Raw genomic sequence first — 23,543 nt, forward strand, 5'->3', positions numbered from 1 at the left:
ATTACAATATAAAACCAAATCCGATGGAATACGGGTGAACCCCGGGAGCTATAGAATTATTAAACAGATGAGTTAAAGTATAACTGCCCCATAGGCTTACGCCCTCGAATCCCATTCTCAACACGTAGTCCACTTTAACCGGAGCCATCCCATAACTTCCCGAATCTTTCTGTATCCGTTTACTTCCTCTATCGTTTTTATAAACGATTTTAGTCTTGGAGTGAAGCCGGAGTCCCCCCATAAATCCAGTAGATACGTAAAATATATTTTTATTCTTCGTGCGATACTGATATTCCATCAGGATAGGCAAAGTCAGGTATAAGATTTTAAACGTACTCCTTTTAGGACGATCGATTCCCAGTTCCGACAGAGGAAGGGGTTGTAACTGTCCCATTTCATCCTTATGCAGAGTAATATTACGATCAAAACGTAAACGCTGGTACTCCAATCCCAAACCGGTAACAAAACCGAAATTCAAATTTACCGGTAATGAAAACTGAGAAAAATTGAATTGCATCGCAAATGAATTAGCCCAATCCAGCGTTAAAAAACGATCCCCGTCGTATTTGGAATAATCGGTATTTCCAAAATTCACAAATCCGAAATAAAACCCTCTCCAATTTCCGGTAAAACGAGAATCATCACGTTGATTATCTGTATCCAATAGAGTTATTTCATATATCAATCGACGGATTCTATCTTTTTCTCCAGGGGGTCTTACAAGCGTATCCCACACAATAATTTCCTCCTCTTTCCCTATCGAATCTTTGGATTGTTTCCTTTCTCTTAGTGAATCTCTTTTATGCCAGGAATCATTTATCACGACAGAATCCGTTTGAGCTGAAGCCGTAATGCATTCCAATAAAAACACACAGACAATAATCATCAATTTCATAATTCTAATTTTTATCTCATTTATAATCATGTTATCTACCACAAAACATATTCTTTCCGTTCCTTATTCTTTAAACGTTCCTTCCAGTCTCTTCCCGCCTGAATTAAATTGGATAAAAAGCTATCCGCTATTTTCAAATCCGGAATCAACGTGTAATATTTTTTGTCCTGTTCTGCAAGCTGGTCGGAAACAATCTCACGTTTCATAATCTGCAAATCTACCTGAGGGACTAAAATAATTTCCTGACCAATAGCGATCTGTCGATCGGCCGGAATAATCGACATAACCTCTATCCGCTGAGCGGTTTGCAACGGCTGCTCGACAGATACAGGAGTCCGCTTTTTCAAATGCCGAACGGAGACCGTTGCTTCGGATTTCACAGAAGAGCTATCGGGAACATCTACTTCTTCTTTAAATATAGAAGGTACAACAGGCGTCTTAGATGTTATTTCTCTACTTTCCAAACGAGCAATAACCGGAGAAGAAAGATTTTCTCCCGTTTTATCCTCTCCTATCCAGTAAAACATAATCCCGAACAAGATCAATAAAAGGGCGGCAATACTTCCGTAACGCACCATTCCGTATAGCCATCCGGACCATCGGTATAGGTTTCTCTTTTCCGGGTATCGAACAGAGAGATCCGGAAGCATTTTTAATCGCGAGTAAACAGATACCACCTCACGAAATCTCTCTTCGTTCATCTCTTTCGTTACTCTTTTCCGTTCATCCTCAGTTAAAACATTCTCGGAAGCAGCAATAGCATAATAGTCCATCCTTCCGTCCTGATTTTTTTGTTTCAGGGTAGATTTTCCTTCGAAACTTAATGGAGGAGGTATTAATTTTACTTGCTCCATTTCTTCCGTCCGCTCCAACAAATCCGGATGCCGGAGCCAAAAAGCCTCCAGTTCTTTCCGCAATGCCTCTGGCAATACACCCTCCATATAATCAATAACGTAACTCTCGTAATTCTCTTTTGTTATCATATCTCCCTCCTTAAATTACTAAATCAGGTCTACGGATAAAATCTTTCATATACGCTCTGGCCCGAAAAATATATACTTTCACCTGTGTCTCATTTAACCCCGTTATCTCTGCGATCTCCTGATAAGAATAGGATTCGTAATCCCGCAATAACACCACCGTTTTTTGTATGGTTGGCAACTTCGCCAACGCGGACTCCAGAATCTCCTGCAAATCGGGGGAATTACTATATTCCACCGAAAACCGATTACCGATCTCTTCAATATCGCCGTATTTATGTTCCCGACGAAGAAGGTCTATCATACGGCGATAAGCCGTGGTATAGAGAAACGATTTTGCCTTACTCTTCTCTATAGTAGAGAGCATTTCCCATAATTTCAAAAAACTATCCTGCACGATATCCTGCGCCATCTCCCTCGAACGACATGCCTTATAAAGAAAACGGAATAAACCATCCGAAATATCATCCACCGATCGGTTATACTCTGCTCTTGTCATTTCGTCTTCATTTCAGGTATATCACTCTCCCATAGATTAATCCGTTTGATGATTCGCCAACGAAAATATTCCGGTTCTTCCCCTTTTCTAAAAAGTAATACGCCCTCATTCTTAGCATTCACATCATTATATTTTCCCAGAATCAATTTCGTACCGTTCTTTAACTCCACCCAAGTATATTCATAGTTTTTCGGCTCAATCTTTTTCACGTAACGAAGAGGCAACGCGTAAACCGTATTTCCATTCCTCCCTTCCAATAATTCAAAATCCATCGCTTCATCCAAATCATACACCAAAATCCCTTCCATCATCCTACCGTCATGATCCTCCACCCTTCCTTTCAACCGAACAGGTTCCGAGAAATCCTCATATCCCATTTGTTTTATATCTTCTAAAGCAACCGTTTCAAAAGAGATAAAATCAGGCCACTCCACACATACCTGTCCCACGGATGCCATACTAATAAAAATTCCCCGATTTTCCTCGTTCACATCACTTTCTCCCCACATACTTACCTCTCGGCCGCTTTTTAAATTCACAACACTTACAAATCCCTTTTTTCGAATAGAAACAATATTAGAAAAAGCTATTCTCGCCCCATATTTTCCGATTATCCCGCTAATGGTCTGCCTTAAAGAATTTTTATCCCCATTCCATCGAACGATTCCCTTAAATTTCCCGTATGGAGTCGTTACCATTCCGACGATGGGTACATCCCGAGGAGCAGAAAAATCCTTCGGAGCTGCACAGAATTCGACTTCACTTATCAATTCCCAGGAAAGCATCTCGACTTCACCATCCCTCTTTTCAATCGAAATATTTTCCCCTATATCATGTAACGAATCCTTTCGTAACTCAATGATATTTCCATTTTTTATTTGCAACTCAACCCGGTCGGCTGCTATCGGACGAATACTCTTTATATTGCCAAAACGGCAAGAAAAAACATGTATTCCCGGCTCTGTATGAAAATCATTTTTAAATAAAACAGAATCTTTTCCCTTGAAATAAGAGATATACGGATTACTTATTTTCATGGCCGTAAATAAGTCTACCCAGTACAAGTTATTCTTCCCCCACGAAATGTATCCTGTAATTTTTTTATTGGTTACCGTAGTAACTTCCCCGAATATTCTAACCTCATTCACTCCGGCCCATAGTCCTTGCCACATACAGACGAACAATACGATGAAAAGATTTGTTTTTATCATGTGTTTCAATTTATTTCAATTCTATGACGAACAAATATCGTAAATAGTTACAAGCAAAAAATAATTTTAACTAAAAACAAAAGTCCGCACAGGAATAACTATAATCGTAAATGACATTGATCATTTATATCGTCTCCGAAACGGATCATCCGGAATACACCAAATTTGACCAGAATAAAAAAGAGGCGTTGTTTCACGATGGAAAAACAACGCCCCTATTACTGAATTCTTTTACAAAAACTTTTTACGATTCGGAATTCAATTTTTTAAATCCTTTTCCCAATATCTCTTTCGCATCCAGAATCGTAACAAAAGCATTCGGGTCAATTTGATAAATAGCTCGTTGCAAGGTTGCCATTTCACGACGATTAACCATGGTCATGATCATCTCCTTCTCCGTCCGGTTATACATTCCCTGAATCGGAACGATAGACCCTCCCCGCTTTATATCCGTCAAAATAAAATGACGGATATCTTCCACTTTATCCGATATGATGAAAAAGGTTTTTTCATTCGTAAATCCTTGCAATACGATATCTATCGTTTTACCCATCAAGAATATAGCTAACCAAGAATACATCGGCACCTTCCAATCCTGAAACATCAGGAAACCAAATACAACGATACAGGAATCCACGGTCATCTGAAGCTGTCCTAACGGTTGATGTGTCCACCTATGCAATATATTCGAAAGTACATCCGTACCCCCGCTCGAAGCTCTGGTTTTCAATATCATACCCACTCCCACTCCCATGACAACACCACCGAAAATACAAGCCAGCAGAACCTCGTCCCCTAATTTAAACGGATCCAGCAACCCGTTAACCGGAATAGGTTCCCCCATCAACGTTAGAAGTATTGCCGGTATACTGTCGGCAAATACGGCCACCAAAATAAAACAAACAAACGTTTTAACACCAAACTGTGGTCCCAGAACTTTCATTCCCAATAGACTCAACGGCAAATTAAAACAGAGCGCCGCCATACCGATCGGGAATCCCCACATATGTTGCAATACGATGGTAATACCGTATATTCCTCCCGGAACAATCTTGTAAGGAGCCATAAAACAACTGTACCCTAATGCCAAAATAAACGCTCCGCCGATTAGCAAGGCATAAGTCTTAAACCATTCTTTCGTGAAAGGTTTTTCTTTCATTAACGAAAATGCCATTCGAATTCCTATTTTAAATTATATAACAACAAACATCACGGCCTGTAAAAACAGCACCTCCTGAATCAGGCCGCGAATATAGGAGGCGAAATGCTATCAAAACATGACTTTTGTCATACCTTATAAGGAATTTATTCGAAAGAGAAAAATAATATTTACCGATTTTTTTATTTTATATTTTCTAAAAAAGAGCTATAATTGCACACATCATTAAAAGTGTGTATTAAATTTGAGATCGAAATTACAAATAACTCAGGCCAGAATCATCGACGTGGCACAAAAGTTGTTTACAGAATTAAGTTTCTATCGAACAACAATGAAAGATATTGCAAGTACCGCTAAAATCAGTCGCCGTACGTTATATACTTATTATAAGTGCAAAGAAGATATTTTCAATCAGATTGTTGATCAAAAAATAGAACTGATTCATCAAAAATTAACGAAGGCAACAGCAACGGCTTTGCCAGCCGATAAAAGACTAAAGTTATATATTAAAGAAAGATTTTATTTGATCGCCGAATTAATGTGTAATAGTGAGTACATCAAAAAAACATTTTTGTATAACAACAGTCGAATTGAAATTTTAAGGAAAAATATAGATGCAAAGGAGCTGGAATTATTAGAAGATATTTTTAAGGAGGGGGTTCAAAGTGAAATTTTTACGATTAGCGATTCTAAAACATTTGCCGCTTTTCTACAACCTGTTTTTAAAAGTCTCGAATTCGGTTTTATCCGAAGATATGAACACGAACCTATAGATCAGATTATTAATGAATATACTCGTATTCTATTTTATGGTATTATAAAGAAATAGTTATATTACATGGAATTATTTGTCAACAATTTTGCACATTATATACCCACGGAAAGAGTTCCGAACTCTTACTTCAAGCCTGTAAACGGCTTGGACGACGAATGGATTTATACCCGGACAGGAATAAAAAATCGAAGCAAGGCAAGTGCTATGGAAAACACGAATACCATGGCGATTGAAGCCGTCAGGAACCTGCAACAAACACTTCCTTACCCGATAGAAGAGATCGATCTTATCATCGCCGCCACGTATTCTCCCTATGATACGGTAGCTACAGCGGCACATATGGTACAAAGGGAATTTAAGATACATAATGCCAGATGTCTAAGCGTCACGGCAGCCTGCTCCTCTTTCATCAACGCAATGGAGATAGCGGAAGGCTATTTCTCTATGAAGAAAGCTTCCAAAGCTTTGATTATCGCTTCCGAGCACAACACGGCGTATAGCAATGCGACTTGTCCGCAAAGCGGTCATCTTTGGGGGGACGGAGCCGTTGCCATTGCCATTTCTCCCGATAATTATAACCGGAAAGATGCAAAAATATTAAATATATATACCTGTGGTATGGGAGATATAAGCAAAGCCGATACGGCCGTTTATCTCCGGCCTCAACACGGAGGTATCGGCATGCCGGAAGGAAGAGACGTGTTTATCAATGCCTGTCATTATATGATAGAAGCACTTAAAAAAGTGGTATCCAGCCAAGGGAAACAATTAAGCGATCTGGCTTTTATTTCTCCTCATCAAGCCAATAAGCGAATCATGAACACCATCGCCCGACAAATCGATTTTCCCGAAAACCACATTTTATCCAACATAGAAGAGATCGGTAACACGGGATGCCCCAGCTGTGCCATAGCTCTATCCCAAAACCTGAGCCGGGTCCAAACCGGCGATCTCGTCGCCCTTACCGTATTCGGAGGAGGTTACTCCTGCGGTGCCGTTTTACTGCAATTCTAATTTAAGAAAGTTTTATTATTAAAATACGCGAAACGGAGGTTTATCATTAAACTTCCGTTTTACGTTATTTCAGGCAAAAATAGTATTATGTCGAAAATAAAGATGACAACAAAGACTTATTCTTTTATCGATTCCACGTAAAGTTGCCCTGCTTGGTATTTTACGATCTTAACCCGACTCCCCTTAGGAACATACACCCCTAAATTGGAAACCGCATCGTATTGCTCTCCGTCTACAGATACTTTACCAGCCGGACGTAAATCGGTTTCGGCAACACCCTCCTTACCTAATTCCTGTTTCGCCGTCATATCCACCCCGACAAAACCGGAATCCGCCGTCTCTTCAGCCTGCAACGACCATCCCAATCTCCTGGAAGCAAACAATCTACGACTCAACCATATACTACCGAACAAGGAGATCAAAGAACAACTTATTACAAAAAAGATGGAACGAATAATCGCCCGAACGAAATCATTGAAAAAATCAAACGATACATCATCGATCCCGGCCAACACTAAAGAGGCTATTATGCAAATAATCCCCGATATTCCGGTAACCCCGAATCCGGGAATGACAAAAATCTCCAGCAAAAGCAAAATAACCCCGACCACAAACATGATCAATTCGATATTATTGGCAAATCCTTCCAGATAAAGAGGGGCAAAATAGAGCACGCAGGCAGTCAATGCCGCTACCAAGGGAAAACCGACTCCCGGAGTCTGCAATTCGAAATAGATCCCTCCGATAATAATCATGATCAAAATTCCCTGCACGATCGGATGAATCAAAAAACCGATCAGCTTATCCATTCCCGTGGCATGATACTCTTTTATCTCGTAATCGGATATTCCCTCGCTCTCAATGACCTCGCTTACGCTCTCCGCAATCCCATCGCAAAAACCGAATTTCATCGCCTCGCGAGGGGTAAACGTTACAATCTTACCGCTATCGGTTACCCCCGCTATCGCTATCCGTTCATCCACCATAGCTTCTGCTATACGAGGGTCCCGTTTCCAACGAACGACCGTATCCTGTCCGTTTACAATCGTATCCATCCCGTGTGCCTGAGCTGTAGAACGAATCATGGAGCGCATATAAGACTGATATTTATCGGGCATAGCTTCCCCCGTTTGATTTACAACCGTAGCAGCCCCGATATTGGCCCCTTCCCGCATATATATCCGGTCGCAAGCCAACGAAATCAAAGCTCCCGCCGAAGCCGCATTATTATCTATAAAAACCCAGCTCGGACGCTTATCGTTCAATATCAGACTCCGCAACGAGTCGGCATAGACAACCATGCCCCCGTAGGTATTCATATGAATCAATATATAATCGGCTTTCGCTTTGTCCGCCTCCTCGTAGGAGCGTTTTACCAACCGCCATACACCCGGTCCGATCTCATCCTTTATATCTACTTTAAAAATGATACTCTTCTTTTCTTCTGCCATACCGGAAAAGAACCAGCATAACAAACCGATAATCAATACAAATCTTCTCATCATCTATTATTATAAATTTAAAACAGGCTTCACCTGTTTTCTATTCGATTTTCAGTATTTATATACTCTTCAACCACTACAGTCCCTGCAACCACGGAAAATAAAGAAACTATACTGCAAGCGATTACCCGTAAAAAAGGAATCGCCAACGACAAGGCAAAAATAGTCCCGATTCCGATAACGACGCCGGCATTTCGCTTCATATAACGCATACTCTCCTTTACCTTAAAACGCTTCCGCTCGATAGCATAATCCATAAAGGCAAAACCATAAAAATAAGCAGATACGATAAAGGTCAAAACAGGAGTAATCAAACCGACCACGGGAAGAAACGACCCGAAAAACAAAAAAATCATCAACAAGGTTTGAAACAACATGCACCTTACAGCAACCACTACTCCCCTCCCGATTTCCCATAGTAATTGTTTGAGATCGAAAGGATAATTAACCCTGGAAAGACGAGCTTCCACCCGTTCGGATAACCAGGAATATACCGGAGACATCACGACCATTACGATATAGCCTCCCCAGGTAATAAACAGAAAGAAATAAAACACCCGAATCAAAAAACGGATGACAAAACCGACCCCTTCATTCAACCATTCCAACCAGGAAATCCCGGCAATCCAAGCGGTAATCTTCTGTTGTACAATGTCAGACAAGCTCTCCCCCCAAGAGGCTGCAAAATAGTTTCCGGCAAGAAACAAAATAAAGGCTACCAACAAGGGTAAAATCATAAACCAACGGAAAGAACGGCTAAATAATATGCGCCCTGCTTCCCTGTAACTTTTTATACCGAACCATAACCCTTGAAAAAAAGCCATATCCTTAAAATCCTTAAAAAAACTACTGTAAATCTATGCTATTTTTTTGATTATTCTCTATTTTCAAGTAACAATTCCCATTTTTTTATACTTTTGCATTTAAGAGTTTTTCCTCAATTTCATTATGGATGTGTTCATTTAAAAATAAATTATACTATGCAATCATTAACAGCGATTTCACCGATTGACGGAAGATATAGAGATAAAGTCGAAGGATTGGCAAACTATTTTTCTGAAAGTGCTTTAATCCGCTATAGGGTAATGGTCGAAATCGAATATTTCATCTCCTTATGCGAACTCCCTCTTCCTCAATTAAAAGATTTCGATCATACACTATTTGACAGTCTAAAAGAGATATACCTGAATTTTACCGTAAAAGATGCGGAACAAATCAAAGAGATAGAGAAAGTAACCAACCACGACGTAAAAGCCGTGGAGTATTTTATCAAATCCAAATTCGATGAACTTCATTTACAACATTACAAAGAATTCATTCATTTCGGATTGACATCTCAGGATATAAACAATACAGCCGTTCCCTGTTCATTCCGGGACGCCGTGCATGATATCTATTATCCCCTGATAGACGAATTGATCGCCAAACTGGAAGAGCTCACCGAAGAGTGGAAAGCCATTCCCATGTTAGCCAAAACCCACGGCCAACCGGCATCCCCCACTCGTTTGGGAAAAGAGATCAAAGTGTTTGTTTACCGTCTGACCAAACAGCTGGATCTTTTAAAAAAGATCGCTTGCTCGGGAAAATTCGGAGGAGCAACCGGTAATTTCAATGCCCACCATATCGCCTATCCCGAAATTAATTGGACGGAATTCGGTAATAAGTTCCTGACTGAAAAATTGAAAATCGAACGGGAACAATACACGACACAAATTTCAAATTACGATAATTTTGCGGCCGTATGCGATAACCTAAGACGTCTTAATAATATTGTCATCGATTTGGACCGGGATTTCTGGACATATATTTCTATGGCTTATTTCAAACAACGCATAAAAGCAGGAGAAGTCGGGTCCTCAGCGATGCCTCATAAGGTAAACCCCATCGATTTCGAAAACTCAGAGGGAAATTTGGGCATCTCCAACGCCATATTGGATCATCTGAGCAATAAATTACCGATTTCCCGTTTGCAACGAGATTTAACCGACTCTACCGTACTACGGAATATCGGTGTTCCGTTAGCTCACACGGTAATCGCATTCAAATCCACACTTAAAGGATTGAATAAACTGATTATCAACCCAACGGCCATTGAAGCAGACCTGGAGGAAAACTGGGCGGTTGTTGCCGAAGCCATCCAAACGATTTTGCGCCGCGAAGCCTACCCGAACCCTTATGAAGCGTTAAAAGCCCTGACGCGGACAAACAGTAAGGTGACACAACAATCGATTGCCGAGTTTATCGACACCTTAGAAATATCTCCGGAATTGAAAGAGAAATTAAAACGAATTACTCCTTCGAATTATACTGGAATCTAATTCGATATTACCGGATACGATCCGGTAATATTTAACTCCGTAATACCATTATATGCACGATCTACTAATTATATTCAAAAGGTTTATTCCTCCTTACAAACTGAAGCTGACCAAAAGTATCCTCTTCAATTTCCTGCATGCTCTTTTCGGCAGTATTGCCATAGCCATGCTTATGCCGGTTTTGGGAATCATTTTTGACAATCAAAAAGATGTTACCGAACTTCTCCCGTTCGCACTTACAAAAGAAGCCGTCAGTAACAATTTTTACTATTATATCACGCAAATCAAACATGCATTCGGCCCCTCAACGACTTTGATTTTTGTCGGTGTTCTTGCAGTAATAGCTACCGCTCTTAAAACCGGATTTGCTTACTTGGCAGCCTACGAATTGATTTATATCCGGAACGGTGTCGTGAGAGACATTCGTCGTAAAATTTACAGTAAGATATTATCCCTGCCTCTCCCTTTTTTCTCGGAAGAGCGTAAAGGAGACATCATCTCTCGTATGACAGGAGACGTCCAAGAGGTGGAAGCTTCCGTGATGAGTTCTTTGGACATGCTTTTTCAAAGTCCCATTCTGATTATCGTATATCTGACAACCATGTTGATTATGAGTTGGCAATTGACCTTATTCGTCTTTGTCTTACTCCCCATCATGGGAGGTTTGATCGGTAAAATCGGTAAGAACCTGAAACGGCATTCCTGGGAAGGGCAAAATAAAATGGGAGAAATACTATCTCTCATGGAAGAAACGCTATCGGGATTGCGTATTATCAAAGCCTTTAACGCGGAGAAAAAAATGAAAAACAAATTCTCGGAAGAGAACGAGGCATACCGTCGCATCCAAAACCGATTGATGCGCCGCCGTTCATTAGCCCATCCGGTCAGCGAATTTTTAGGTACCATTGTCATCGTCATCGTCCTTTGGTTCGGGGGATCATTGGTGTTAGAGCACCGAGGAGCCTTAGATGCAGAAGCCTTTATAGCCTATATTGCCCTATTTTATTCCATTATCAATCCGGCTAAAAATTTAACGAACGCCTATTACAGCGTACAAAAGGGATTGGCTGCCATGGACCGAATCGATATGATTCTGGATACTCAACCCTCGATTCAAGAACCGACAGAACCGCAACGACTTGAAGAATTCCAAACGAATATAGAATACAAACAGGTCAATTTCTCCTACAACGATAGCAAACAGGTTCTGAAAAATATCAATGTATCCGTTCCCAAAGGAAAAACGATCGCTCTTGTCGGTCAATCCGGTTCGGGAAAAAGTACGTTTGTGGATTTATTGCCCCGTTTTTATGATGTCAATAGCGGGGCTATAAGCATAGACGGCATCGATATCCGTAATCTGACGTTTCACAACCTGCGGGAACTAATGGGAAATGTCAACCAAGACCCGATCCTGTTTAACGATACGATATACAATAATATCGCTTTCGGAGTAGAACAAGCCACGAAAGAAGAGATCGAAAACGCCGCCCGCATAGCCAATGCCCACGATTTTATCCTACAAACCGAGCAAGGGTATCAAACCATAATCGGAGACCGGGGATGTAAACTAAGCGGAGGTCAACGGCAACGGTTGAGCATCGCACGAGCCGTCTTGAAAAATCCTCCGATCATGATTCTGGACGAAGCAACTTCGGCCTTAGATACGGAATCGGAAAAATTAGTACAGGATGCGTTAGATAACCTGATGAAAAACAGAACATCTATCGTTATTGCCCACAGACTCTCCACGATCAGGAATGCAGATCTGATCTGTGTATTCCACGAAGGAGAGATCGTGGAACGGGGACGCCACGAAGAACTGCTCGCCCTAAACGGCATATATGCCAAACTGTATAATATGCAAAATTTCTGATTATGGAAATTGAAGCCCAAGTACTTGGTCAACAGGTCGCCTATCCCACGAATTACTGCCCGTCGATACTCGTACCCGTTCCTCGTAGCTTAAACCGGGAAATGTATGACATCCATCAACCGGAAGAACTTTTTTGCGGTTACGATACCTGGCACGCCTATGAAGCAGGATTTATCACACAAAAAGGACTTCCCGTTTGTGGTATTCTTAAGATCGTATACCCCTCTACCAGCGAAAAGTTAGTGGAGAGCAAATCCCTGAAACTCTATTTGAATTCCTTTAATATGACTCGCTTGGGAGAAAATGCCTCCGAGGGAATCAATTTATTTACTCAAACCGTTCAATCCGACCTGCAACAATTATTGAATACCTCCGTTCGGGTCTGTTTTCATGAAAAACTTCCCGAATGTATGCCGTTTGATTTTGAAGGTTATACTCTACTTGAAGAACTTCCCGCGAACCAAGAAACAGAATTCACGGAATATAACGAGGCTCCCGCCCTCCTCCGACAGGCAATCCAGCCCGGAGGAGAGATGAAAGTATATAGCAATCTGTTAAGAAGCAACTGTAAGATTACCAAACAACCGGATTGGGGCACCCTGTACATCAGAATAAAGGCGCAACAATTACCTTCTCCTGTTTCCCTGTTGAAATACATCGTCTCCTTACGAAACGAGAACCATTTCCATGAAGAGATATGCGAGATGACCTATAAACGCCTATGGGATCTATTTCATCCGGAAATACTTTCTATCAGCTGTTTATATACCCGCCGCGGAGGTATAGACATATGTCCCTCCCGGGCCAACCGGAAAGAGTACCTTCCCTCTTGTCTGCATACTCCGGAAATATTGACCCGAAGAAGTTTAAGACAATAATAAAAAAACCGACCTTAACAGATCGGTTTTATTTTGTCATTTTTTGTGCTTTCAATTAAAATCTCCAACCAGCAGAAAGCTGAAACAATCTATTCTGGTTATTATCTCCGAATGCATCTTTATCTATAGCGTTAGATAACCCTAAATTATAACGGGCCGATACCATCAATCCCATATCGAAATGGTAAGTAGCTCCAAGAGCAAAGGTCAATCCGACCGTATTTAATTTCCGGATTTTCTCTTTTACGGTAGTTCCTCCCTGTTTAGCCACATGTTTTCCGTTTAGCACTAAATCCAATTGCGGACCGCAATCGATACTGAGAGCTTCCAACACATAGAATTTGGCCAATACCGGAATATTTAAATAATTCAATCTCGATTTTATTTTTACCCCTTCAACTTTATCGCGAGCTCCTTGTCGAGAGTATAATAGCTCGGGCTGCAAACCGAAAAAGTCGTTGAATTTAAACTCGGCAAACGCACCTATATGAAAGCTGAATTTATTATCCATTTCAGAATTATGCAGGTTGGAAAGATTAAAACCGAATTTCGGTCCGAAATAGAATTCAGTTCCCGTAACACCTTCTACCCTTGCCTTAAACAAACTTTGAGCGCTTGCTGTACCACACAATACAACCGCCGTCACCACCATTAATACTAATTTTTTCATTTTCTAATAATTTGTTTGGTTTATTATTCTAACTATCAATCATCTACACAATAAACACGTTGATAATCGTTACAAATATATAAAATTATCCAAACAAAAAGCAGGCCAAATAAAAATTACTATTCAGGAAACCGTCGAAGTCAACAAAAACAGCATATGAAAAAATAAGACATCACGTTATTATATTCTCAGGAAATGCAGTAAAATTTTTCCTGTTCAACTTCTCAATCCGACTACCGGAAGAAGTCATTTTTCACTTTTATGTTATAATCCAATCATTTTACCGGATGCCAAAACTTCCCGTACCGCATGACAGAACCCGCAAACCATCTCAGCCCATCCCATCCACGTGTAAGCAACGATACCCGTGATGACGATCAGTAAAAAGATCACGATAAACATTTGATTTCCTTTTAGTTTCATAGTCTTTTCGAATTAAGCATATCAAATATCCATCACTCGCTCCGATTCTTTCTTTCCAGTAAATATATAACAATATTTTTATTTATCCAAATCTTTCCTTGGATATTTCTTAAAATTGTTAAATAGCATTTATCAGATTTATCTACTCTTGCAAGGCCTTTGCCAACTGGTCCGGACAGGATGTCGTTTTTTGCTTACAACATATTCCCTGTAACCTCCGAATAGCTTCTTCTCTCTCCATACCACACAATAAAGCAGCTATCCCCTGAGTATTCCCGTGACATCCTCCGACAAAACGCACACCAGTAATTCGATCTTCTTCCAGTTCGATATGTATCTCCTTTGAACAAACCTCAGCAGAAGGAATAAAATGAATCTCTCTTTTCATATCGCCATCCGTTATTAACAAGACAAAAATAAAATTTATACGACAAAGATCAAAAAGCAATTTAATTAATTGTTAAAGGCCATACCCCGGCTTATGTCCAAGCGGAAACCATTTTTCATCTCCGAAAAATATTTACAATCCCCGGTAGTGTCATCCCTTTGAACAAATTTTACCCTATCATGATAAATAAATCCTTCTTGAAAAAGAAACTTTTTACGATCCACGATAGTAAAACAATAAAAATATAAATACGAAAAAATATGAAAACAACATTATCACTTATAATCATTCTAATGACCACTATCGTGGCCACGGCAAATACCGTATATGACAAACACCGTGTACCCGACCCGAAAATAGTTAAAGCACTTAAAACAAAATATCCCGATGCCAAACGGGTGGAATGGGAAACGAAACATAACTATTATGTTGCCGAATTTTATATCGGAAATACAGAGACCGAAGCTTGGTTCAATCAAGAGGGAGCATGGCAAATGACCCAAAGCGAACTCTCTTATAATTTATTACCGGAAATAATCAAAAACAACTTTATAACAAGCGAATACGCTACTTGGAAAACAGAAGATGTAAAAAAGATCGAAAGAATGGGAATGGAGACAATCTATATTCTGGAAATTGAAAAAGGCGAAACAGAAATCGATCTTTATTATACCGAAAACGGCATACTCCTGAAGAGAATGTCCCATAGCATGAAGCAGCACTTACCGGAAACACTTCCGCAAGCTGTTTTTACTTTTATCCAACAAAAATATCCTCAAGCGACGATCATTGAAATAGATCGGGAAAAAGGCATGCTTGAGGTAGAAATATTCGACAATAACCTAAAAAAAGAGGTAGTGTTCAATACCCAGGATCAATGGCAAACCACCACCTGGGAAGTACGTAAAAATAGTGTCCCGGCATCCATACTGAATGCCTTACAAAGGGCAGGTTATAAGGATTACCGTATAGACGATATCCACTTTCAACAAAGGAATAACGGTTCAGAAGTTTATATCTTCGATTTGGAAAAAGGAAATAATGAGATCAACCTCACGCTTAACGCGGCAAATGGCGAGGTTATCTCGAACATGCCTAAACGATAAGTTCAAATACAATCAACTTAGTAAAAAACTTTTCATGTATTCCGGGAGATGACATTGTCATTTCCCGGAATATTTTTTATCCCAACAAATGGGGATAAACACCAGCTATAAATCCCCACAAATAGTGATTGCCCACCTCTTTCATCCGACCTATTTTTGTTAACACTAAAAGTAGTACATAGGATGACTCATAGATTATGGTTTATTAAGGTGTTTTTGTTACTTCTGAATGTACATTTTTTCTCACTACTGTCTTTTGCACAAAAAGGCAGTAGTGAGTTTAATCTAAACCTGACGGTAATAGATGCACAAACAAACGAAAAATTGGAATTCGCAACGGTATCGCTTCAGGACTCCATTCGTAAAAGACAATTTTCCACGATAACGGATACGGAGGGCAAGTGCCGATTAAGAAATATACCACAAGGAGAATATCAACTCCATATCTCGTTTATAGGTTATCAAAAACTGATCCGTCCTCTTGTACTGGACAGAGACACGTCCCTGTCCCTTTTCCTGACCCCGACCGCAACACAATTAAAAGATATAGTGGTCACGGCTTCCGAATCCAGGGGATTGACAAGTTCTTCCCGGATAGATCGCAAAGCCATGGAACTGTTGCAACCTTCCAGCTTTTCGGATATTTTATCATTGGTACCCGGACACATGTCCCAAGACCCATCCCTGGGAAAGGTGAACCTGATCGGACTTCGGGAAGTAGGCACTTCTTCCGAACAATACAATACCTCTTCGTTGGGAACTTCTTTTATGATCGACGGGGTTCCCATCAGCACGGATGCCAATATGCAATACGTATTAGGAAGCTCACAAAGTGAAAAGAGTTATAGTCTCAACATCACGGGAAAAGGTGTCGATATGCGAACCATTCCCACCGACGATATTGAAACGGTGCAAATCATTCGGGGTATTCCTTCCGTAGAGTACGGAGATCTGACCAGTGGGTTGATTAAAATAAAACGTAAAACAGGATATACCGAATGGGAAACTCGCTTTAAAGCAGATCCAGGCAGCAAACTATTTTATGTCGGGAAAGGATTTTCCACCCAAAACCATTGGAATTTCAACTTCGGCATCGACTACCTGAACGCCAAACCCGATCCCCGGAATAACCTGGAAAATTACAAGAGATTCACCACATCTTTGCGAATCTATAAACAATGGAAAACCTCTTCTCACGAGGTCAATTATAACTTAAATCTGGACTATGGAGGATCTTTCGATAATCAGAAAAGTGACCCGGACATCAGTTATCAGAAAATAGACCGGTATAAATCCACCTATAATCGTATGGCCATCTCCAATCAGGTAGAATGGAGGACAAAAAAAGAACTTTTTATTCGTTCATTTTCCCTGCTGACAGCCGTGAATTATCAAAAAGATCAAATAAAACAAACCAAATTTGTTTCCTTAAACCGGGATACTCCTATTCCTACCCATGACGAAGAAGGTGAATACGACGGGGTATTCCTCCCCTATCAATATACAGCCCACTTATTGGTAGATGGACAACCGATAAACGCATACGCCAAAGTAGCGGGCAATTTTCAACTTTCCACTTATCAAATTACGCATAACATAAAAGCCGGAATCGAATGGAGTATGGACAAAAATCTGGGTCGAGGACAAGTTTACGATCTTTCACAACCCCTCTACCCTTCGATGAGCGCAAGGCCTCGTCCCTATAAAGATATTCCTGCCGGACACGAACTCTCCTTCTTTGTCGAGGATGTTCTATACGTACCCGTTAAAAACCATGATTTGACGATCTCGGCCGGTATTCGTTCCCTCTCTTCATTAAACTTGAAAAGTACCTATAGAATGCACGGAAAATTGTACTGGGATCCGAGGATCAATATTTTATGGAGCCTTCCCTCCCTCTTTATTAAAGGAGATGCCTTAAAGGTACAAATAGCCGGAGGTATCGGATGGCATACTAAAGTTCCGGTACTGGCAGACCTTTACCCTAATCTGATTTACAGGGACTTTATCCAATTTAACTATTACCACACGAACGAAGCTTTCAGACGAATAAACATCCGGACCTATAAAATAGACCCCACGAATTACGAGCTGGAACCCGCCCGAAATAAAAAGATAGAATTACGGGCAGACCTCTCTTATCGACAACACTTGTTATCCGTCACCTATTTTCATGAACAACTAAATTCAGGCTTCCGAAATTCATCCCGGTTTCGTACATTCGAATATAAAAAATACGATAATAACTCGGTCGATGCCTCCCAGTTACAAGGACCTCCGGATTTAAATGAAGTAAGCTATGTGCTTGATACCGTTATCTCATCCTATAATATTACAACCAACGGGAGTACCATACTCAAAGAGGGTATCGAATTTCAATATTCTTCCCAACGGATCCCTTTTATTCAAACCAAAATAACGATAAACGGGGCTTGGTTCAAATCCATCTATCGTAACAGCCAGCCTATATACAGCAAACCGTCGGTAGTTCTCGGAGGAAAAGAACTTCCCTATGTAGGACTTTATAAAGACGATAGCGGATACAATAAACAACAATTAAATACCAACTTTACTTTCGACACCTATTTGCCCTCGTTGGGACTCAGTTTTGCCACTTCCGTACAATGCATGTGGTTTTCCAGTCAACGAAATATAAAACAAAACGGGATTCCAATAAAATACATCGACATACAAGGAGTTGAACACGACTATACCGAAACCGACAAAACTCACACCGAGCGTCAATGGCTAATTGTCAATTATAACGACATATTGTGGAAAAAGCAGACGGAACCGCTCTATTTCTACGTTAATTTCAAAGCGACCAAGACTTTCAAAGAAAAAGTCAGGTTAGCCCTTTTCGTGAACAAGATGTTGGACTATACACCGGATTATACCTCCAACGGAATTAAAATACGTCGAAATGTTTCTCCCTATTTCGGAATGGAATTAAATATCAAACTTTAAATAAAGTATTATGAAACGATTTGCATATCTATTACTCGTTATCGGTTGTGTCTGTGGATTATTCTCCTGCGACGACGAGAACAAGGTTAAGATCACGAACTACACTTTAAACCTGAGTACCCCCGACAGTTTGAAAGAAGCCACCCTTTCTGACATTACAACTACGTTTGAAAACGTAAATTCCGGTAAAAAAAGCACCGAAAGCTCATGTATCAACAACCAAGTAACAATCGATCTTCCTGAAGGTTTATATCATATTACAGTAGAAGGAAAAATTCATTATACTTGGGAAGGAAAACAATTAACCTCTACCATTAAAGGATATAAAGAATCCGTAAGCGTCGTGGGAGAAACGATGAATAGTAATATCCCGCTTTTCCTTTACAGTTCAAATGCAGATTTTGTCATTTCCGAAATCTTTTTTGCGGGAACACAAACTGCCGAAGGCAAACAATACTACGGAGATCAGTATATCAAAATATATAATAACTCGGACAAAATATTATATGCAGATGGCTTAGCCATCGTATCTTCAGAATTTTCCAATAACTATAAACAAGATATTTCTCCCGATATTCGCTCTACAGGATTTGCAATCAATAGCCTTGTCATCATCCCGGGAAACGGAAACGAACACCCGGTGCAACCTGGAGAATCACTGATCATCGCTACCGATGCCATTGATCATCGCCAGGCCACGGCTAACTCCTTCGACCTGAGAAAGGCCGATTTCGAACTATACTTGGACGGAAGTTACGAGGGAGACATCGACAATCCCGAAGTACCGAATATGATCAACATTTATAACTTCCTAATAATAAACAATCAGGGGAATCAAACTTATGCATTAGTTCGTCTGCCCGTATCGACCGAAAACTTTTTGAAAAATAACAAATACGATTATAAATGGACCTTTGTTTATCCCGGGGGTACGTTAGTAAACGACGAAAGTTGTTATCAAGTACCCAACCATTGGATTGTAGACGCCGTGAATCTTTGCCCCTCCAAAGAATACGAATGGCTCGTAACGGCACCGTCCGTAGATATGGGATACGCATTCGTCACTGAAAATGCCAGTAGTAACGATCGATACGGGAAAAGTATCAGACGGAAAATAGAGAAAAAGAGTAGCAACGGCCAAGAAATACTACAGGATACCAACAATTCCAATGTTGATTTCATCCATGGAGCAATCCCCTCTTTGAAAAAATAATAAATAATCAATATAAAATCATGAAAAACAGAACATTCTATTATCTATTACTCCTATGCTGTATTATCGGACTTCACGCCTGCGATAAGAACGATAGCATAAAAACAACCGTGTACACCTTAAGCTTAACCGCTCCTGAAGGATTAAACGATGTCCAGTTATCGGACCTTAGTGTCTCATTGAAAAATACGAACACGAACCGAACGATAACAAGTACCGATTTCTCGGATAATAAAGTCACTCTTACGTTAGCAGAAGGTCTATATACCCTCTCCGTCGAAGGAAAGATTCAATATACCTTAGATCAGAAAGTAACGGAAGGTACGGTAAAAGGCTATAAAGAATCGGTCTACATCACCGGAGAAACAAATCAAATAACTCTTCCTCTATTCCTACACGACGCGAAGGCAAACTTCGTGATAGAAGAGGTATTTTTTGTCGGAAACATTACGCCGGAAGGAGAGGTATACGACGGGGATCAATACATCAAAATCTATAATAATTCCGATAATATTCTATATGCCGACGGCCTGGTTATCCTGGAATCGGCATTCCTGACCTCGACAAAATACGAATACGATCCGGATATTATGTCCACCCATTTTGCCGTCACGGCTGTTTATAAAATCCCTGGAAGCGGAAACGAACATCCCGTAAACCCCGGAGAATCGATCCTGATCTGCGATATCGGTAAAAATCATTCACAAACGAACCCCAATTCATTCGACCTGAGCAACGCTGATTTCGAATGGTTTGACGAGGGCACAAACGACGTGGACACCCCCGTACCGAACATGGAAAAGATCTATTGTTCCTCTAAAACAATCTGGACCATGCATAAACAAGGTCTAAAAGCATATGCCATCGGTCGATTAGGTGTAGATAAGGAGACTTTCCTACAAGATTATAAATATGATTACAATTATACGATGGTATTGCCCAGCGGAACCTATCCCATGAGTAACAGCGCCTATAAAATTCCGAACGAATGGATCATCGATGCCGTTAACGTAAGTAACGTATCCCAATACGTATGGAATGTCACGGCTCCTAATTTGGATATGGGATGGACCTATTGTGCCGAAATCAAAAACGATAATGACAGATACGGAAAAAGTATCAAACGAAAAACGCTGAGCACGACCTCGGATGGAAGAAAAATTCTAAAAGACACGAATAATTCGACCAACGATTTCGAAGCCAAAGCCACACCGACATTAAAAAAGAATTAACAGATGAACATGAGCTCTCGTTTAAGTTTTATTCTGATCTTACTCGCTTGCTATCTTACAGGAAGGGCAGAGGATTCTATTCCTCCGACGGAACGGATTCGAATATATTTCTCTCCGGGAGAGAACTTTGCATCGCAAATATATCGTAATCCGGCCATAAATTATTATTTCAGGAATATAACCTTTTCTGAACTCAGCTTAGGATGGAAACACGAAAAAGCCAATAAATCGCTTATACTTCAAAAGGGGAATGGAGATGAAAGCCTCATGTTTAACGCCTCCTCCTATCTTTCCTTAAAAAAGAACAGTAAGGTATGGGGAAAAGCCCATTTCTATAGCGGCAAGAAAAAAGATATCACTTACAACGAGAGCTCTGATCTGGATATTGTATATCCTTATATTTCAGCCGATACGTTAGGAGGAAATCTTACTTACGAAGAATATTTCTTTGCGGGAGGCTATGCCCAGGATACCCGAAAAACAGTATGGGGCATATATGCCGATTATCGGGCTCTGATGGAGTATCGCCGGGTAGATCCGCGACCGAAAAACACCACTTCGGATCTGAATGTTTCCGCCGGTATTACTCTAAAAACAAAATCCCGTTATTCCGGAGGAATCGCACTGCATGTAAGAAAGTACAAACAAACGAATCTCATCAAGTTCTTTAGTGAATTAGGAGGTATTAAAATATTTCATTCCAGCGGATTAGGCATGGATTACAACCGTTTCTCGGGCAATAATACCAATTCTTATTATAAGGGCTGGGGGTACGGCAGCAGTCTCTCTCTGTTTCCTAAAACGAAACAAGGAATCTTTATCACAGCATCCTACGATTATTTTACCTTCGAAAAAATCATCTCGGATCTGAACGAACTACCACTCAATCAATTGAACGAAAACAACGGAGCTATAGAAATGGGATATCGATTCAAACGGGAAAACCAGGAATGGAGTGTCAAATTCCGAGGAAAACTACTATCGAAAGAAGGGATCGAAAATCTATTCGGGGATGCCGCCAGTAATATCTATCCACAAATCGGAGAGGCCCAACAATTCACGCTTCAAAACTATCACATAACATTGGAAACGACATACGGCCGACGTTCCCAAAACAAGCGGTATCAATGGTTTATCCTACCCCGCCTGGGAATGAATAACATAGAGATGAAATACGCTGATCCGCATCGCCTGATAAAGCTCTGTCACCTCTCGGGAGGAGTGAAGTTCCGGTTATCTGCCGTGTACAAAAAATCCATCTTCCAATTTCATTTGGAAGGAGAATACAATTACACCTATGACTCCGAGTTGCAACTGACGGAAATAGAAGAAAAGCAAAAAATGCTTTACCCGCTACAAATCAATTATTCCAATTTGTCAGGTAATGGAAAAAACGGTTCGGCCTCCATACGTTGGGATCATCCCGTTGCCAGAGATAAAGGTATATTTATTTCCTTTTACTACAGCAAGCACCTCCACACTAATTCCATCCACAACGACGGTGTACAGATAAAAGGAGGACTCACTTTTTAAAGTATTATACATGGAAAAAGTTATTGAATGTAAAAACATTACACATTATTACGGAGAGAAATTAATCTATCGGAACTTAAATTTCGAAGTCGAAAAAGGAAAGGTTCTCGGCCTCTTGGGGAAAAACGGCACGGGTAAAACGACAATTATAAATATTCTGAACGGCTACCTGAAACCCCGTTCGGGAGAGTGTTTCCTGCTCGGAGAGAATATGAAGCAAATCACTCCTGCCACAAAAGCCAAAATAGGACTGTTACTGGAAGGCCATATCCTGCACTCCTATTTTACGATCGAACAAATCGAAAAATATTATAGGGCCTTTTTCCCCCGTTGGAAACAGGAGGCCTTTTACGAATTGATGCATTTATTAAAAGTGGTTCCCCATCAAAAAATAAATCATATGTCATGCGGACAACGCTCGCAGGTCGCTCTGGGACTTCTATTCGCCCAAGATCCGGAATTGTTGATCTTAGACGATTTCTCCATGGGATTGGATCCGGGATACCGTCGCCTGTTCGTGGAGTATCTGAAAGAATTTGCTTCCCGAGGAGACAAAACCATATTTCTTACCTCCCATATCATTCAGGATATGGAGATGCTGATCGACGATTGCATGATCTTAGACTACGGTAAACTCTTGATTCACAAAAGTACGAAAGAGATTCTACAAGGTTTTCACCGTTTTCGGTTCGTAATCGAAAAAGAGATACTCCCTCCCTACCACCCCTCCTTATGGCACACGGAATTTATCGTAGACCATTGGGAAACCTACTCTTTCGAATCTGCCGAAGAGGTTCGGAATATTTTAGAATCAGACGGAGGGACGATTCACAACTTAACGGAAGATGTACTCTCCTTGGAAGATGCTTTTATCGGTTTAACAGGAAAATATGAATAAAAAAAA

21 protein-coding genes are annotated in these 23,543 nt (G+C 40.5%); 11 read left to right on the forward strand and 10 right to left on the reverse strand.

Annotated elements, in window-relative coordinates; all coding sequences use genetic code 11:
- Position 1: 1 nt before the first annotated feature.
- From QZR76_RS09060 to QZR76_RS09080, 5 genes are all read right to left on the reverse strand, one after another.
- The gene (locus QZR76_RS09060; RefSeq protein WP_294142413.1) at positions 2–895 is read right to left on the reverse strand and encodes an outer membrane beta-barrel protein; all 894 of its coding nucleotides are present in this window, start codon (positions 893–895) and stop codon (positions 2–4) included.
- A 35-nt stretch (positions 896–930) separates the two neighbouring features.
- Complete coding sequence (locus QZR76_RS09065; RefSeq protein ID WP_294142414.1) at positions 931–1,878, reverse strand: hypothetical protein; 948 nt, start codon at positions 1,876–1,878, stop codon at positions 931–933.
- Between the two features lie 10 nt (positions 1,879–1,888).
- The gene (locus QZR76_RS09070; protein ID WP_294142416.1) at positions 1,889–2,374 is read right to left on the reverse strand and encodes an RNA polymerase sigma factor; all 486 of its coding nucleotides are present in this window, start codon (positions 2,372–2,374) and stop codon (positions 1,889–1,891) included.
- A complete protein-coding gene (locus QZR76_RS09075; RefSeq protein WP_294142420.1) occupies positions 2,371–3,585 on the reverse strand; it encodes a hypothetical protein in 1,215 nt (404 codons plus the stop codon). The genes QZR76_RS09070 and QZR76_RS09075 overlap by 4 nt, the downstream gene beginning before the upstream one ends.
- 244 nt (positions 3,586–3,829) lie before the next feature.
- Positions 3,830–4,759: a YitT family protein gene (locus QZR76_RS09080; RefSeq protein WP_294142422.1), complete on the reverse strand. Its 930-nt coding sequence runs from the start codon at positions 4,757–4,759 to the stop codon at positions 3,830–3,832.
- Positions 4,760–5,030: 271 nt separating this feature from the next.
- On the opposite strand from QZR76_RS09080, the gene QZR76_RS09085 reads away from it, so the two are divergent.
- A complete protein-coding gene (locus tag QZR76_RS09085; RefSeq protein WP_294142424.1) occupies positions 5,031–5,573 on the forward strand; it encodes a TetR/AcrR family transcriptional regulator in 543 nt (180 codons plus the stop codon).
- A 9-nt stretch (positions 5,574–5,582) separates the two neighbouring features.
- Entirely contained in the window at positions 5,583–6,533 is a 951-nt protein-coding gene (locus tag QZR76_RS09090) for a 3-oxoacyl-[acyl-carrier-protein] synthase III C-terminal domain-containing protein (RefSeq protein ID WP_294142426.1), read from the forward strand.
- A gap of 116 nt (positions 6,534–6,649) precedes the next feature.
- On the opposite strand, the gene QZR76_RS09095 is transcribed toward QZR76_RS09090, so the two are convergent.
- Positions 6,650–8,038 (reverse strand): NfeD family protein, encoded by a 1,389-nt coding sequence (locus QZR76_RS09095; protein ID WP_294142428.1) that lies wholly within the window; start codon positions 8,036–8,038, stop codon positions 6,650–6,652.
- Between the two features lie 26 nt (positions 8,039–8,064).
- Positions 8,065–8,859 carry an EI24 domain-containing protein gene (locus QZR76_RS09100; RefSeq protein ID WP_294142430.1) on the reverse strand — a complete coding sequence of 265 codons (795 nt, stop codon included), beginning with the start codon at positions 8,857–8,859 and terminating at the stop codon, positions 8,065–8,067.
- 156 nt (positions 8,860–9,015) lie between these two features.
- Between QZR76_RS09100 and purB the strand changes: the two genes are divergently transcribed.
- Genes purB through QZR76_RS09115 form a run of 3 tightly spaced genes read left to right on the forward strand, consistent with a single transcriptional unit; the run spans position 9,016 to position 13,107 of the window.
- Complete coding sequence (gene purB, locus QZR76_RS09105) at positions 9,016–10,353, forward strand: adenylosuccinate lyase (protein ID WP_294142431.1); 1,338 nt, start codon at positions 9,016–9,018, stop codon at positions 10,351–10,353.
- A gap of 52 nt (positions 10,354–10,405) precedes the next feature.
- Entirely contained in the window at positions 10,406–12,229 is a 1,824-nt protein-coding gene (locus QZR76_RS09110; protein ID WP_294142433.1) for an ABC transporter ATP-binding protein, read from the forward strand.
- Positions 12,230–12,231: 2 nt separating this feature from the next.
- Positions 12,232–13,107: an NADPH-dependent 7-cyano-7-deazaguanine reductase QueF gene (locus QZR76_RS09115; protein ID WP_294142435.1), complete on the forward strand. Its 876-nt coding sequence runs from the start codon at positions 12,232–12,234 to the stop codon at positions 13,105–13,107.
- Positions 13,108–13,162: 55 nt separating this feature from the next.
- Here QZR76_RS09115 and QZR76_RS09120 read toward each other — a convergent pair whose 3' ends face one another.
- From QZR76_RS09120 to QZR76_RS09130, 3 genes are all read right to left on the reverse strand, one after another.
- Positions 13,163–13,777: a porin family protein gene (locus tag QZR76_RS09120; RefSeq protein WP_294142437.1), complete on the reverse strand. Its 615-nt coding sequence runs from the start codon at positions 13,775–13,777 to the stop codon at positions 13,163–13,165.
- 264 nt (positions 13,778–14,041) lie between these two features.
- Complete coding sequence (locus QZR76_RS09125; RefSeq protein ID WP_294142439.1) at positions 14,042–14,200, reverse strand: hypothetical protein; 159 nt, start codon at positions 14,198–14,200, stop codon at positions 14,042–14,044.
- 142 nt (positions 14,201–14,342) lie between these two features.
- Positions 14,343–14,588: a TIGR03905 family TSCPD domain-containing protein gene (locus tag QZR76_RS09130; protein ID WP_294142441.1), complete on the reverse strand. Its 246-nt coding sequence runs from the start codon at positions 14,586–14,588 to the stop codon at positions 14,343–14,345.
- Positions 14,589–14,848: 260 nt separating this feature from the next.
- Here QZR76_RS09130 and QZR76_RS09135 point away from each other — a divergent pair, with 260 nt between their 5' ends.
- The 6 genes from QZR76_RS09135 (at position 14,849) to QZR76_RS09160 (ending at position 23,537) form a co-directional block, all read left to right on the forward strand.
- Positions 14,849–15,694, forward strand: coding sequence for a PepSY-like domain-containing protein (locus tag QZR76_RS09135; RefSeq protein WP_294142443.1), 846 nt, complete (start codon positions 14,849–14,851; stop codon positions 15,692–15,694).
- Positions 15,695–15,877: 183 nt separating this feature from the next.
- Positions 15,878–18,661, forward strand: a complete 2,784-nt coding sequence (locus QZR76_RS09140) for a TonB-dependent receptor (RefSeq protein ID WP_294142444.1) — start codon at positions 15,878–15,880, stop codon at positions 18,659–18,661.
- Positions 18,662–18,671: 10 nt separating this feature from the next.
- Positions 18,672–19,874 carry a DUF4876 domain-containing protein gene (locus tag QZR76_RS09145; protein ID WP_294142446.1) on the forward strand — a complete coding sequence of 401 codons (1,203 nt, stop codon included), beginning with the start codon at positions 18,672–18,674 and terminating at the stop codon, positions 19,872–19,874.
- 20 nt (positions 19,875–19,894) lie between these two features.
- Positions 19,895–21,106, forward strand: a complete 1,212-nt coding sequence (locus QZR76_RS09150; protein ID WP_294142448.1) for a DUF4876 domain-containing protein — start codon at positions 19,895–19,897, stop codon at positions 21,104–21,106.
- 3 nt (positions 21,107–21,109) lie between these two features.
- A complete protein-coding gene (locus QZR76_RS09155) occupies positions 21,110–22,639 on the forward strand; it encodes a DUF6850 family outer membrane beta-barrel protein (RefSeq protein ID WP_294142450.1) in 1,530 nt (509 codons plus the stop codon).
- 10 nt (positions 22,640–22,649) lie between these two features.
- Positions 22,650–23,537: an ABC transporter ATP-binding protein gene (locus QZR76_RS09160; protein WP_294142453.1), complete on the forward strand. Its 888-nt coding sequence runs from the start codon at positions 22,650–22,652 to the stop codon at positions 23,535–23,537.
- Positions 23,538–23,543: the final 6 nt, after the last annotated feature.

Origin of the sequence: uncultured Sanguibacteroides sp., from assembly GCF_900543425.1 — a bacterium.
Classification (GTDB): Bacteria; Bacteroidota; Bacteroidia; order Bacteroidales; family Marinifilaceae; genus Gabonibacter.